Below are 13,454 nucleotides of genomic sequence, written 5' to 3' on the forward strand. Positions count from 1 at the left end.
CTGAAATTCAATCCAATTCGGTGATTGCACTGTCGCACAGTTCAATCAAAGACGCAATTTTACCTTCAAATTCGGTTTCTGCCAATGCTTTATTTTGATTATCCAGTTTAAGCAAATCGTGGGTCAAGTTTAAGGCAGCCATAATGGCGACTTTATCCGTTTCCATATTGCGCCCAGCACTTTGAATCGCATTGATTTTTTGGTTGAGCAAATCCACCGCACGAAGCAAAGTTTCACGTTCGCTATTGGGCGTGCCAATGGTAAATTGGCGATTTAAAATGGCAACATTAATTTGTTCAATATTCATGCGTTATTCCTCAACAAAAAGGCGTTCATCACGCTCAACCACAGGCAGGCGCGACAGCAAATGACGGATTTTGCTGGCATTTTGCAACAGCATACTGCGGTATTCCTGATTTTGACTGTTTAATTTGAGCATTTGCGTTTGCAAGGCGGCTTTTTCGTTTTTCAGTTGCTCGGTTAAGCTGCTGATTTTTTCGCCCAAAGTGTGTCCCAATTCTGCCAATTCGGTTTCATGTTTTTGTTTTAATTCATCAATTTGAGATTGGGTACGTTCCATTTCATCGTGTGCAGCCTGAATTTGGTTTTGCAAAGTTTGTGCCACTTCAATGGCGGCGGCTTCGCTGTCCAGCAGCTTGGTTTGCATGTTGTTCAGTTGCGTGTCTTTTTCAGCCAATGCGTTTTCTGCGGCGCGTAATTTTTCTTGCAATTCAGCCAGTTGCTGTTCGGAAAACGATTTGCTGTCGTTCAATTCATTGATTTGGCGTTCAGCCGCTTTTTCTGCCACATACAGTTTGGATTCAAAGGCTTGCACCTGTTTTTCGGCAGCGTTTAATTTTTCTTGCCATTTTTGATTTTGTTGGGTGGCTTCGTCTTGGGCGTTTTGCAGTTGGGTGTTTAAGGTGGCATTTTCGCTTTCGGCTTCTGCCAGTTGCGTTTCCAAGGCTTTAATTTGTTTGTCAAAATTGTCTTCCGACAAATTCATTTTGACTTGCCATTCTTGTAATTGCTGTTCGGCAAATTGTTCGGTGGTATAGAGTTTGCGTTCCAATTCGCGGCGTTGTTGGTCGGCGATTTGGGCGGCTTCGCTGAATTTGTCTTGCCATTCTTGTTCGTTGGCGTTGAGTGCGATTTCGCTTTCTTGCAAGCGCGTTTCCCAATCTTGCTCTTTTTGGGTGGTGAGTGCCACAAGTTGTTGATATTTTTCTTTTAATTCATCGCGTTTGTTGTGCCAAATGGTTTGGGCGGTGTCAAATTTTTCTTGCCATTCACGCTCGCGCGTTTGCATGCTGCTTTGCAAAAAGGTGATTTGGTCGCGCAAATTTTGGCGTTCTTTTTCCAGCAAATTGATTTGGTGGGCGTGATTGGCAATTTTGTTTTCCAATTCGCTCATGAATTTTTGGCTGGCTGCATCGTTGATTTGTTTGCTTTTTTCTAATTCAAACAGTTGGGCTTGCTCTTCCAATTCGCTGCGAAATCGCGCCGCTTGATGGTTTAATTCATCACGCGCTGCTTGAAGTTTTTGTTGTAATTTGATTTGTTCAATTTTGTTTTGGTTAATTTTATCAAGCAGTTGATGTAATTTGCTTTCCAGTTGCGCTAGTGTGCTCATAAATGTCTCGGCAAGGGTAAAATGGGTTGAGGTCTGTTTGCAAATGTTCAGGCTGCCTTTTGCTGTGAAAAGGCTGCCTGAAAGGGTTTTTTATTCGCTTTTGGGTTCGCGCTGCATCAGGCGTTCCATGACATCGGAAGCCGCCAGTTCGTTGCGAACCAGTTGATAAAGCATATCGGTAATGGGCATGTCAATTTGGTGTTTGGCGGCGGCGTTGTGGACTTCTTCTATGGTGGGCACGCCTTCGGCAACGTGTCCGATTTCGCGTAAAACTTGGTGCAGGGTTTTGCCTTCTGCCAAACCCAAGCCCACTTTGCGGTTGCGCGAAAGTGCGCCTGTGCAAGTTAAAATCAAATCGCCCATGCCTGCCAAGCCCATCATGGTTTTGGGCTGTGCGCCCATGGCAACTGCCAAGCGTGTGATTTCTGCCAAACCGCGTGTTACCAAAGCGGCGCGTGCGTTTAAGCCGTAGCCCAAACCATCGGATAAGCCTGTGGCGATTGCCATGACGTTTTTGACCGCTCCGCCTACTGCCACGCCTATCATGTCGTGGTTGGCATACAGACGCATGACGCTGGTATTGAGTTGTTGGGTCAATTCGTCTATCCACGCGGTGTTGTTGGATGCCAAGCACACGGCACAGGGCAGTTGTTTGGCGAGTTCTTGGGCGAAACTGGGTCCTGATAATACGCCAATTTTGTTGTTTTCAGGCAGCACTTGTTGTACCACTTCAAATGTGAGCAAGCCGCTATCCAGTTCAAAGCCTTTGCAGGCGGTTAAAATGGGCAGGTGTCCTGCGCCATGTTCTTTAATCAAATTGACGCTGTCGCGCAAACCAACAACGGGGGTAACAATCAAAATCAGTTCGCTGCCTTGCAAAGCGGCACCCAAATCGCTGTGTACGGTTAAATTGTCGGGCAGTTGAAATCCTGCCAAATAGCGTTCGTTTTGGCGTGTGGCTTGCATGGTTTGGGCGTGTTCGGCGTTGTGCGTCCACATGTTCACTTGGTGTTGGTGCAGGGCGAAGTGCATGCCCAAGGCGGTTCCCCATGCGCCTGTGCCTAATACGGTAATGTTCATTGTTATGCTCCCTTGTGCAAGAAATTTTTGTCTTGATTTGTCGTTGGGTTTTGGGCGACAAAATTTGGGGCGGATTTTAGCATTATTTGCATGGGCGTAAAAGCGCAATGCCTGATTTTTCAGGCTGGCTTTCGGTGTGCGGTGTGGATTGGGTGGGGCAACAAAAAGCCGCCTGAAAAAGGTTTTTTCCTTTTCAGGCAGCCTGAAACTTGGCAAAACGCGGCTCACACATTTGGGCTTGCTGATAGGGGCTAATGACAATTCGTTTCGCGATTGTTTTTTCATCAAAATCGCCAACTTCTGCGTCAAAAATACGCGCCAATGGGTGGCATTGACGCGCATTTTTTCCTTGAATTTGACGATTTTGCCTGAAAAACCAACTTCGCGCCCAAATTGTCATTAGCCCCTAGGGTCAATCCAATACAAAATGGGACACGATGTGTTGCACCAAATCCATGTTTTATCAGAAAAATGGCGCAACGAATTGCGCCCCACACTTGGCTTATTTTTAAACGAATTAACGATATTTTTATTTTTATCAATCAATTCAAAAAGGGCGGAGATGAAATCCGCCCTTGCGTCAGTTTGGGTTTCAAACGCCAATCAGCCGTAGCGTTTTTGAAATTCCTTCATGAAATCAATCAATGCTTCTACGCCTTGTAAAGGCATGGCGTTGTAAATGCTGGCGCGCATACCGCCCAACGATTTGTAGCCGCGCAACAGTTGCAAACCGCGCGTGGTGGATTCTTGCGCGAACAGTTCGTCCAATTCCGCGTTGCCTGTGCTGAAAATCACGTTCATTTTGGAACGCGCCCCTGGGTGAACGTGGTTTTTGTAAAAACCGCCACTGCCGTCAATGGCGGCATACAGGGTTTTGGCTTTTAAGGTGTTGATGGTTTCCATTTGCGCCACGCCGCCTTGCGATTGCAACCAACGGAACACCAAGCCTGAAATGTAAATGGGGTAGGTGGCGGGGGTGTTGTACATGCCTTGACGTTGAATGTGCGATTTGTAATTCCACACATCGGGAATGCGGTCGGAGCAACGGTCAAGCAAATCTTCGCGGATAATCACGATGGTTGCGCCACTGGGCCCGATGTTTTTTTGTGCGCCTGCGTAAATCACGCCAAAGTCGGACACATTGATTTTGCGCGATAAAATTTCTGATGACATGTCGCAAATCAAAGGGGGCATACCGTCTTCCAATTTCGGCACTTCGCGGTATTGCAAGCCGTGTACGGTTTCGTTGATGATGAAATGCACAAAGGCGGAATCTTTGCTGATGTCCCAATTTTGCACGGGGGGCAAGTTGGTGTAGTTGTAATCGCGTTTGCCGTCTGCGGCAAGGTGGATTTGCGCGTCTGTGAGTTTGCCCATTTGCGAGTGGGCGATTTCTGACCAGTTGCCTGTTACCACGCTGTCCACGCGCTTGAAACCGTCTGCGAAGTTCATCACGACTTGGTTGAATTGGGCTGATGCGCCGCCTTGTAAAAACAAGACTTTGTAATTGCTGGGAATGTCCATAAGCTGACGGAGGTCTTGTTCGGCATGATACAAAATGCTGGCGAACACGTCTGAACGGTGCGACATGGTCATCACGGAAAAGCCTGTGCCGTTGTAGTCAAACATTTCGCTTTGGGCGGTACGCAATACGCTTTCAGGCAGCACGGCAGGTCCTGCGGAGAAGTTGTAGATGGGAAATTCGCGCATGATTTGAAGTTCCTGTGTTTTCAATCAAAAAAAGTAAAAATTTTTCAGGCAGCGTGGTTTTCAGGCTGCCTGAAAGGGGAAAAATGCCTTGTCATTCTATGCTGCTTGACGATAAAAATCCACCATTTTGTTTACATAATTTTGCAATGCAATGCGTGATGTGCCAAGCCCCTAAAAGCGTGGGTGTGGCGGCGCAACGCCACGTTCACACCAAAATGCCACACAACCATTTTCAGGCAGCCAAAACGCAAAAAACCGTACCAAAACATCTTTTTTGACACGGTTTTTTGCTTTTCAGACACACATTTATTCCACGACCAAACCCAATTCATCTGCAAGTGTGAATAGTCTGGGCTTATTTGCTTTATCAATCACAAAATAATTCACATCATCGTTACCGCTCAATACATGCAACAGTGTAAACTCACTTTGGTTTTCTAATTGCTGGCAAACATACCTAAAACTGGTAATAAAATCATCGCTAAATACATTAAACTGATTGTTTTGGCGATGAATTTTGTTATACTCTTCATAAGATACTTGAAACGTTTGCCCAATCTGCTCGCTGATGTATTCGCTTAAATTGTCATAGTCAATTTTATAATCATCACGATAATACTCGATAAGATTGTCAAACAAATAAGAAACCACCCAATAATTTAATGCCAACTCATCATCTTCAAAATCCGCATGAAACAAAGACGCCAAACTTTCTTCATCACCATCACACTCTTTGAGCAAAAACTCGCCAAACAGCTTTCTGTCGCCTGTTAAACTGTCAAACAATGCTGCCATTTTGTGTGCAATATCATCATCATAGCCCAACAATCCAATAAATTCAAAAAACGCATTTTTCATCATACAAAACCTTAATTATTCATACAAACCATAAAAACAAGCGTAGCGCATTCCACGCACAGCTTGCTACAAATTTGATTTTACAGCACAAACTGTTTCGCACCAACAACCCAAGAGTGGGTGTGGCGGCGATACGCCACGCTCACGCCCCAAAATGCCAAAAACCGCGCCAAAACATCATTTTTGACACGGTTTTTTTGTTTTCAGGCTGCCTGAAAATCACAATCTGCCGCCACCCACGCCATTGGCAATGTCGCGCACGGCTGTTACATACATGCGGCTGTTGTTGTATTTCCAAATGGCGTAGAAATTGGTTAAGCCGATGAAGTAGCTGTATTGATTGGGTGCGGTTTCCAAGCGATACAGTATGGCTTTTTCGTGGTCGGCTACGCTTTCCAATGGGGTTACGCCCATTTGGCGCAGTTGCCCTACGGTGTAGTTGAGCGCGGTTTTTTCGTCCATAATGGCTTGTAATTGCGGTGTGATTTGCAAGGATACGGGCACGACCACTTTGCCGCCTGTTTGCCAACCGTGCACTTTCATGTAGTTGGCAACCGATGCGGCAACATCGGGGGTGCTGCTCCAAATGTTGCGGCTGCCGTTGCGGTCATAATCCACCGCCCATTTGCGAAAGCTGGACGGCATGAATTGGGGCATACCCATTGCGCCTGCAAAGCTGCCTGTAAAACTGAATGGGTCGCGGCGTTCTTCTTGTGCCAATTTCAGAAATTCGCCCAATTCTTGTTGGAAATAGGCACCACGTCTGGGGTATTCAAATGCTAAGGTTGCCAATGAGTCTGCCACGCGAATGTTGCCCATGTTGGCACCGTAGTTGGTTTCTATGCCAATAATCGCCACGATGATTTCGGCTGGTACGCCATATTCGCGTGCCACTTGGTCGATGATGTGGCGGTTGGCAGCATAAAAGCGTTTGCCACCGTTGATTTTGGCTGCGCCTGTGTTGCCTTTGGCAAATTCATACCATGGGCGTGAGGTGGACGGTCTGTCCATGATGCCGATGATGTTGGATTTGAATTGGGCGCGATTGAAAAAATCGTTTAACACGGCTGGGTTGATGCCTTTGTGCTGTTGCTGGTAGGCGACAAATTGTTGCACATTGGGATTGGCTAAATAGCCTGTGGTTGCCAAGCTGTTGGCTGGCTGGTTGAAAAAGGGTTGTTCGTTGCTTGGGGGGATTTGTGGCGCGTTGGTTTGGGGTTTGACCAAATCCATGAGTGGGTCTTGTTTTTGCACGGTGGGGGCGTTGGTGGATTTGGGGCTGATGCCACAGGCAGCCAGCAGGGCGGTTGCCAAATACAGGGCGAGTTTGTTCATGGTGTTTTTTCCTTATTTTGAAAATGGGTTGGGCGGCTGAATTTTGTTTTCAGGCTGCCTGAAAATGGTGCGAAACGGCATTCGTAGGGGCGAATTTCATATTCGCCCCATTTTGACGTGCCAATGTTTTCAATTCTATCAAATATTTGTGAAAGGGCGGATATGAAATCCGCCCCTACGTCAGTTTCAAGTTTCAGGCTGCCTTTCATTACCCTACAATTTTTTGTTTGCCACTCACCTGTTCCCTCTCCTTTGGGAGAGGGTTAGGGAGAGGGGAAAACTGGCGATGCTCAACGATTTTTCCCTCTCCCTAGCAGGAGAGGGGGCAGATGGCGGCATCTCAACGATTGTGGGCAATATTTTATTTTTGTAGGGTAATAAAAGGCTGCCTGAAAGCCCATTCAATAATGCGGTGGCATTTCTTCTGCCAAAGTGTAGGGTTTATCGTTGCCATTTTCTTGCATATTTTGGATTTTTTGATACAGCAAACGCATTTGTTCTTGCTGCAAATCCAAAGTTTGGCGCATTTGGACGATGGTGTCGTTTAAATCGGCAAGCAAATCGTCTTGAAAGGCAAGGCGAATTTCCAATTCGGTTAATCTTTCTTCGGATTCAGTCATTTACAACACCATTGCCGCTATCCAGCCTGCCACAAACAGGGGAATGTTGTAGTGGATAAAAGTGGGAATCACGCTGTCCTTCATGTGGTCGTGCTGACCGTCCACGTTCAAACCCGAAGTGGGGCCCAAGGTGGAGTCGGACGCGGGCGAACCTGCATCGCCCAATGCCCCTGCCGTGCCGATAATCGCCACCGTTGCCAAAGGCGAAAAGCCCAAACTCATGCACAATGGCACATAAATCGCCGTGATAATCGGCAAGGTGGAAAAGGAACTGCCTATCCCCATCGTTACCAGCAAGCCCACCGCCAACATGGCAAACGCCGCCGCCGCTTTGCTGCCTGAAAACAGGGCGGCACTGGCATCAACCAAAGGTTTGATTTCGCCTGTGGCTTTCATCACTTCGGCAAAGCCTTGCGCGGCAATCATGATGAAACCAATCATCGCCATCATGCGTATGCCTTGATTGACCACATCGTCCACTTCATTGCGGCGCACCACGCCCAACATCATGAACACGGCAAACCCCACCAAAGCCCCCAACAACAAAGCGTCATCGTAAAGCAACTGAATGGCAAAACACACCGCAATCGCCGCCGCCGCCACCCAACTGCGATAGGTGGAAACGGCTGGCTGAACAATGGCTTGGTCGTGGGCTTGGGCATCGCTGTGTTTGTCTTGATAAACGCGCGGTTTGCGATAATGCACAAACGCCAAAATCAAACCCACCACCATGCCCAAAGCAGGAATCGCCATTGCCGACATCACGTTGATGCCTTGTACCGCCATGCCTGCGCTTTGAATGTTGGCGAGCAAAATTTTATTCAAGAAAATCGCGCCAAAACCATAGGGCAAAAACATATAAGTGGTTACCAAACCAAAAGTCATCACACAGGCGAGCAAACGGCGGTCAATTTGCAATTTGTTGAACACCAACAACAAAGGTGGCACAATCATCGGAATAAACGCAATGTGAATCGGCACCACGTTTTGACTCATCACGCCCATTGCCAGCAAGCCCATGAGCAAAATCCATTTCAGGCTGCCACCCGAGTGGTTTTGCGCGTCAATTTTGCGTATTGCCATGCCTGCCACTTGTTTGGGCAAACCCGAATGCGTAATCGCCATGGCAAACGCGCCCAACATGGCATAGGATAAAGCAATTTTTGCACCACCTGCCAAACCGTCTTGAAAATGGGTCATCACGCCTTTTTGCGACACTTTGCCAGCCGCGTCCAGCACGTCTGCCAATGGCAAGCCTGCCCACAGTCCGCCCACAAATGCACCAATGACCAAACTCAACACAACGTGTACCCGCGCCACCGATAAAATCAGCATCACCAACACGCCCATCATTACAGCGTTCATCACAAAATTCCTTTGAACAAAATATGTTAAAATTTAGGGTTTTTTGTGTGGACATAGTCAAACTGGCAATGTGCCACAAACTTTATCCCCTCTCCCTGTGGGAGAGGGTTAGGGAGAGGGCAAAACCGTTCAAATTTAGTGCGTATCCCCTCTCCCCAGCCCTCTCCCACGGGGAGAGGGAGCGAAATCGTGGCACGACCCAATTTTTCAGGCAGCCTGAAAACCCATTCCCAACACAAAAACCCATAATCATACTTAACAATCTTTAACATGACAAATCATGGATACTCTGGAACAAAATCGCCAACACGTTTTGCAACAAATTCGGCTGGCTGAAACCGCCGCCCAGCGCATTGCAGGCAGCGTGCAACTGATTGCCGTGAGCAAAACCTTTCCCGCCAGCGACATTCGCCTGTTGTATCAACACGGACAACGCGCATTTGGCGAAAATTACATTCAAGAATTTCAACAAAAACAATACGATTTAGCCGATTGCCCACACATTGAATGGCACATTATCGGACACGTTCAATCCAACAAAACGCGCCCCGTTGCCGAACACGCCCATTGGTTGCACACCGTAAGCAGCCTGAAAACCGCGCAACGTTTAAGCCAACAACGCCCCAAACATTTGCCGCCTTTACAAATTTGCATGGAAATCAACATTTCAGGCGAAACGGCAAAACACGGCATCGCGCCCGATGAAATGTTGCCTTTGGCGCAAGCGATTGTGGCATTGCCGCATTTGAATTTACGCGGATTGATGTGTGTGGCAAGTGCCAATGCCAGCGATGAAATATTGCGCCAACAGTTTGAAAAAATGGCAGATTTATTGCGCGATTTGCAAAACATTGCACCGCAAGCCGACACACTGTCTATGGGCATGAGCGGCGACATGGCTGTGGCGATTGAATGCGGCGCAAACATGGTGCGCGTGGGCAGCGCCATTTTTGGGCGGCGAGCGGTATAATGGGCTTTTTTATTGGGGGAATCCAAATCATGTTTGGCAGAAAAACACTTTTTACCGCGCTGTTGCTGGCGTGGGTCATGCCCGCGTGGGCGCAAACGCTCAAAGCCACCTTGCCCAACGGTTTGCAGGTCATTGTGCGCGAAGACCACCGTGCGCCAGTGGTCATGTCGCAAATTTGGTATCGCGTGGGTTCGGTGGACGAAAAAGTGGGCAAAAGCGGTTTGAGCCACGCTTTGGAACACATGATGTTTAAAGGCACACCCAATGTGCCATCGGGCGAATTTTCGCGGCGCGTGTCGGCAATGGGTGGGGTGTTGAACGCCTATACCAGCCCCACCGAAACGGTGTTTCACGAAAATGCGGCAAAAGAACATTTGCCCAAACTGCTGGAAATGGAAGCCGACCGCATGGTCAATCTGAATTTCAGCAACCGCGATTTTAACAATGAAATGAAAGTGATACGCGAAGAACGCCGTCAAACCGTGGACGATAATCCCATCAACAATATGTATGAACAAATGCTGTTTCGCGCCTACGATAAGCCGTCCAACCGCACGGCGGTGATTGGGCATATGCGCGATTTGCATGGTTTGAAAGCGGCAGATTTGCGCGATTGGTACAAAAAATGGTATGCGCCCAACAATGCCACCATGGTGATTGTGGGCGATGTGAATGCCCAAGAAACCCTTGATTTGGTCAAACAAAAATTCGCCCACATTCCCGCCAAAAAGCTGCCTGAACGCCAAAATTTGCAAGAAAAAGAAGTGAAAAAGGCGGTGTCGGCACACGCCTATGGCAACACGCAACAACCCATTATGCTGTTGGGCTACCGCGTGCCACACCTGCGTACCATCAACGACACCACGCCTTATGCTTTGGATATGTTGGCAACGATTTTGGGCAGCCATTCGGCATCGCGTTTTGAAACGAATTTGGTGCGCGGCAAGCAACTGGCTTTGGAAATGGACAGCAGCTACACCATCATCAGCCGTCAGCCGCAAATGTTTCACATTTCAGCCATGCCGCGCGAGGGGGTGAGTACGGCGCAGTTGAAGGCGGAAATTGAAGCGCAAATTGCGGATATTGCCCAAAATGGCGTGTCGGAAGCGGAATTGCAGCAAGCGCGTGTGATTCAGGAAAGCAGCCTGATTTTCAGCCGCGACAGCATGGCAAATCAGGCTGCTTGGTTGGGTACTTTGGAAAGCAATGGTTTTGATTTTTCACAAGAAGATGAGTTGTATCAGCGCGTGTTGAAGGTGTCGGCAGCAGAAATTCAGGCGGCGGCAAAATTGCTCACGCCACAACGTGAAGTGTACATTGTGATGTATCCACACGCGATGAAACAGAAACGTGTTGCGGTTCGCCAAAAATGATTTTTCAGGCAGCCTGAAACCCCAAATCCCTTTATTTTGAATAGGAATAATATGTTACGTCCTACCTTTTTGTCTGCATTATTGATGTTGGCACTTGCGCCCATGGCACACGCGCTGGATATTCAACGCTGGCACACGCCACAAGGCACCGAAGTGCTGTTGCTGGAACGCCACCAATTACCGATTGTGGATTATGTGGTGCTGTTTAAAGGCGCAGGCTCGGCTGCCGAACCCGAAGGCAAAAGCAATATTGCCGCCGCCACATCGGAATTATTGACCAGTGGCACACGCTTGCTTGATGAAGATGAATTTAACCAAAAAATCAGCAGCTTGGGTGCAAACATATCGGGCAACAGCTCGGTGGATTTCAGCAGCATGGCGTTTCGCACGCTCAGCCGTGCCGACACTTTGCACGCCACCGCCGATTTGCTCAACCAAGCCTTAACCCAGCCGCGTTTTGATGAAAATGCGCTGCAACGCATTAAAAATCAAGCCAGTTTGTCGCTCCAACAAAGTGAAAGTTATCCCAGTTTCATCGCGCAACGTGAAATTTCGCGTTTGAACTACCCCCACCACCCCTATGGCAAAGGCGCGTTTCAAACGGTAGAAAAAATCCAATCGGTACAACGTGATGATATTGTGGATTTTCATCGCCAATATTACGCGCAAAACAAGGCGATTGTGGCGATAGTGGGCGACATCAACCGCGAACAAGCCAATGAATTGGTGGCGCAAACTTTAAAAGGGCTGCCTGAAAAAGCCGCGTCCAGCCAAAGTGTGCCGCCTGTTGATGTGCATGATTCGCAAAGAAAACTCGTGCCATTTCCCCACAGCTCGCAAAGCACGGTTGTGTTGAGTTTGCCCGTTTTAACCGCCAACAGCCCCGATTATTTTGCGCTGATTTTGGGCAATTATGTGCTGGGCGGCGGTGGATTTGACAGCCGTTTGATGAAAGTGTTGCGCGACCAATATGGCTACACCTATGGCGCAAGCAGCGACATGGACGCGTACACCCAAGCCGCGCCCTTTACCATTGAATTTACCACCGCCCACAAAAATCGCGATGCTGCCTTAAAAGCCACCCAACAGGTGTTGCGCGATTTCATCACAAACGGTGCCAGCGAAAGTGAATTGCAACAAGCCAAAGCCAATATCACAGGCAGCTTTCCTTTGCGTTTGGACAGCAATCAGAAATTGTTGAACAATTTGATTCATTTGGCTTACCACAATTATCCGAATGATTGGCTGGATACTTACAACGATAAAATCAACGCGCTCACCGCCGAAGACGTGAAACGCGCTTGGCAGCGTCATATTCAGCCTGAAAAATTGAACATTGTGATTGTGGGCGCGGAAAAATAATCGCGTTTTAGGGGCTAATGACAATTTGGGCGCGAAGTTGGTTTTTCAGGCAAGATTGTCAAATTCAAGGAAAAAATGCGCGTCAATGCCACCCATTGGCGCGTATTTTTGACGCAGAAGTTGGCGATTTTGATGAAAAAACAATCGCGAAACGAATTGTCATTAGCCCCTAGGCTGCTGATGAAACAAAAAAATCCAACACCGTTTCAGGCAGCCAACGCAAATGACCGCGTCCTGTACCGCTCACAAATCCAACATGACCGCCCTGTTCAGGCTGCAACAAATGCACGCTGCCTGAAACCTCATCTTGCGTGGGCAAATGCGCGGCAGGCAAAAACGGGTCGTTTTTCGCATTGAGCAACAAAGTGGGGCGCACAATATCGCGCAAAAACGGCTTGCATTGGCATTGCGTGTAATAATCCACCGCATCACGAAAACCGTGCATGGGTGCGGTGTAGGCATCATCAAAATCATGCAAGCTGCGGCATTGCCAGTTGGCTTTGGGCGGCACTTTGGTCAGCAAAGTGCGCAAAAAATAGGGGGTGTACAAGCGTTTGGCAATGCCTTGACCCAAAGCCGCACCAGCCGCATTCAAATCAATGGGGGCAGACACCACCGCCGCCGCGTGGGGTATGGCGTGTTCGCGCTGTTCGCCCAAATATTTTGCCAAAGCATTGCCGCCCAACGACACGCCCACCGCATAAATCCGCTCATAACGCTGGCGCAACAGCGACAACATATGCCCCATTTCGCGCGTATCGCCACTGTGATACAAACGCCCAGATGGCACACCGCCACAACTGCGAAAATGCGCCACCACCCCATGCCAACCACGCGCTTGCACGGCTTTCATCAGTTCAATGGCATAATGGCTGTGGCTGCTGCCTTCCAAACCGTGAAACAGCACCACCAAAGGCGCATTGGGGTTGGGCGCATCCACAAAATCGTAAGCCACTTGGTCTTCGCCATGGCTGTCGGCGAGCAATTCGCGGCGATAATGGGGGGCGGGCGATGTCAAAAATTTGGCATACACCGTTTGCGCGTGTCCACCACGCAGCCAAAAGGGGGGAATGTAAGACTGTGGGTAAAAAGCGAGATTCATTTTGGCTTAATTGATTTTCATTAAAAATTTCACTGCCCTACAAAAT

13 protein-coding genes are annotated in these 13,454 nt (G+C 48.3%); 4 read left to right on the top strand and 9 right to left on the bottom strand.

Going from position 1 to position 13,454, the window contains the following annotated elements; translation table 11 throughout:
* Positions 1-7: 7 nt before the first annotated feature.
* From H3L97_RS04240 to serC, 4 genes are all read right to left on the bottom strand, one after another.
* On the bottom strand, positions 8-307 hold the full coding sequence (locus H3L97_RS04240; RefSeq protein ID WP_097113908.1) for a cell division protein ZapA: 300 nt from the start codon (positions 305-307) through the stop codon (positions 8-10).
* A 3-nt stretch (positions 308-310) separates the two neighbouring features.
* Positions 311-1,633: a coiled-coil domain-containing protein gene (locus H3L97_RS04245; protein WP_097113909.1), complete on the bottom strand. Its 1,323-nt coding sequence runs from the start codon at positions 1,631-1,633 to the stop codon at positions 311-313.
* A 90-nt stretch (positions 1,634-1,723) separates the two neighbouring features.
* Positions 1,724-2,713 carry an NAD(P)H-dependent glycerol-3-phosphate dehydrogenase gene (locus tag H3L97_RS04250; RefSeq protein WP_097113957.1) on the bottom strand — a complete coding sequence of 330 codons (990 nt, stop codon included), beginning with the start codon at positions 2,711-2,713 and terminating at the stop codon, positions 1,724-1,726.
* Positions 2,714-3,316: 603 nt separating this feature from the next.
* Positions 3,317-4,423 (bottom strand): phosphoserine transaminase, encoded by a 1,107-nt coding sequence (gene serC / locus H3L97_RS04255; protein WP_097113911.1) that lies wholly within the window; start codon positions 4,421-4,423, stop codon positions 3,317-3,319.
* Between the two features lie 14 nt (positions 4,424-4,437).
* Here serC and H3L97_RS04260 point away from each other — a divergent pair, with 14 nt between their 5' ends.
* Positions 4,438-4,701 (top strand): hypothetical protein, encoded by a 264-nt coding sequence (locus H3L97_RS04260; protein WP_182073095.1) that lies wholly within the window; start codon positions 4,438-4,440, stop codon positions 4,699-4,701.
* 28 nt (positions 4,702-4,729) lie between these two features.
* Here H3L97_RS04260 and H3L97_RS04265 read toward each other — a convergent pair whose 3' ends face one another.
* The 4 genes from H3L97_RS04265 to H3L97_RS04280 all read right to left on the bottom strand — a co-directional run bounded on the left by H3L97_RS04265 (position 4,730) and on the right by H3L97_RS04280 (position 8,601).
* Complete coding sequence (locus H3L97_RS04265; protein ID WP_143269113.1) at positions 4,730-5,284, bottom strand: hypothetical protein; 555 nt, start codon at positions 5,282-5,284, stop codon at positions 4,730-4,732.
* A 216-nt stretch (positions 5,285-5,500) separates the two neighbouring features.
* Complete coding sequence (gene mltB, locus H3L97_RS04270; RefSeq protein ID WP_097113914.1) at positions 5,501-6,616, bottom strand: lytic murein transglycosylase B; 1,116 nt, start codon at positions 6,614-6,616, stop codon at positions 5,501-5,503.
* A gap of 401 nt (positions 6,617-7,017) precedes the next feature.
* Complete coding sequence (locus tag H3L97_RS04275; RefSeq protein WP_097113916.1) at positions 7,018-7,236, bottom strand: SlyX family protein; 219 nt, start codon at positions 7,234-7,236, stop codon at positions 7,018-7,020.
* The gene (locus tag H3L97_RS04280) at positions 7,237-8,601 is read right to left on the bottom strand and encodes a Na+/H+ antiporter family protein (protein WP_097113917.1); all 1,365 of its coding nucleotides are present in this window, start codon (positions 8,599-8,601) and stop codon (positions 7,237-7,239) included.
* A gap of 280 nt (positions 8,602-8,881) precedes the next feature.
* Between H3L97_RS04280 and H3L97_RS04285 the strand changes: the two genes are divergently transcribed.
* Genes H3L97_RS04285 through H3L97_RS04295 form a run of 3 tightly spaced genes read left to right on the top strand, consistent with a single transcriptional unit; the run spans position 8,882 to position 12,306 of the window.
* A complete protein-coding gene (locus H3L97_RS04285; protein ID WP_097113919.1) occupies positions 8,882-9,571 on the top strand; it encodes a YggS family pyridoxal phosphate-dependent enzyme in 690 nt (229 codons plus the stop codon).
* 29 nt (positions 9,572-9,600) lie between these two features.
* Positions 9,601-10,944, top strand: coding sequence for a M16 family metallopeptidase (locus H3L97_RS04290; protein ID WP_097113958.1), 1,344 nt, complete (start codon positions 9,601-9,603; stop codon positions 10,942-10,944).
* 51 nt (positions 10,945-10,995) lie between these two features.
* Entirely contained in the window at positions 10,996-12,306 is a 1,311-nt protein-coding gene (locus H3L97_RS04295) for a M16 family metallopeptidase (RefSeq protein ID WP_097113920.1), read from the top strand.
* A gap of 169 nt (positions 12,307-12,475) precedes the next feature.
* On the opposite strand, the gene H3L97_RS04300 is transcribed toward H3L97_RS04295, so the two are convergent.
* The gene (locus H3L97_RS04300) at positions 12,476-13,408 is read right to left on the bottom strand and encodes a YheT family hydrolase (RefSeq protein WP_097113921.1); all 933 of its coding nucleotides are present in this window, start codon (positions 13,406-13,408) and stop codon (positions 12,476-12,478) included.
* Positions 13,409-13,454: the final 46 nt, after the last annotated feature.

Origin of the sequence: Alysiella filiformis (assembly GCF_014054525.1) — a bacterium.
GTDB classification, from domain to species: Bacteria; Pseudomonadota; Gammaproteobacteria; order Burkholderiales; family Neisseriaceae; genus Simonsiella; species Simonsiella filiformis.

Excerpts from the sequence above, each read along its gene's own strand:
- H3L97_RS04240 (WP_097113908.1), bottom strand. The coding sequence starts at position 307 with ATGAATATTGAACAAATTAATGTTGCCATTTTAAATCGCCAATTTACC.
- H3L97_RS04245 (WP_097113909.1), bottom strand. The coding sequence starts at position 1,633 with ATGAGCACACTAGCGCAACTGGAAAGCAAATTACATCAACTGCTTGAT.
- H3L97_RS04250 (WP_097113957.1), bottom strand. The coding sequence starts at position 2,713 with ATGAACATTACCGTATTAGGCACAGGCGCATGGGGAACCGCCTTGGGC.
- serC (WP_097113911.1), bottom strand. The coding sequence starts at position 4,423 with ATGCGCGAATTTCCCATCTACAACTTCTCCGCAGGACCTGCCGTGCTG.
- H3L97_RS04265 (WP_143269113.1), bottom strand. The coding sequence starts at position 5,284 with ATGATGAAAAATGCGTTTTTTGAATTTATTGGATTGTTGGGCTATGAT.
- mltB (WP_097113914.1), bottom strand. The coding sequence starts at position 6,616 with ATGAACAAACTCGCCCTGTATTTGGCAACCGCCCTGCTGGCTGCCTGT.
- H3L97_RS04275 (WP_097113916.1), bottom strand. The coding sequence starts at position 7,236 with ATGACTGAATCCGAAGAAAGATTAACCGAATTGGAAATTCGCCTTGCC.
- H3L97_RS04280 (WP_097113917.1), bottom strand. The coding sequence starts at position 8,601 with ATGAACGCTGTAATGATGGGCGTGTTGGTGATGCTGATTTTATCGGTG.
- H3L97_RS04285 (WP_097113919.1), top strand. The coding sequence starts at position 8,882 with ATGGATACTCTGGAACAAAATCGCCAACACGTTTTGCAACAAATTCGG.
- H3L97_RS04290 (WP_097113958.1), top strand. The coding sequence starts at position 9,601 with ATGTTTGGCAGAAAAACACTTTTTACCGCGCTGTTGCTGGCGTGGGTC.
- H3L97_RS04295 (WP_097113920.1), top strand. The coding sequence starts at position 10,996 with ATGTTACGTCCTACCTTTTTGTCTGCATTATTGATGTTGGCACTTGCG.
- H3L97_RS04300 (WP_097113921.1), bottom strand. The coding sequence starts at position 13,408 with ATGAATCTCGCTTTTTACCCACAGTCTTACATTCCCCCCTTTTGGCTG.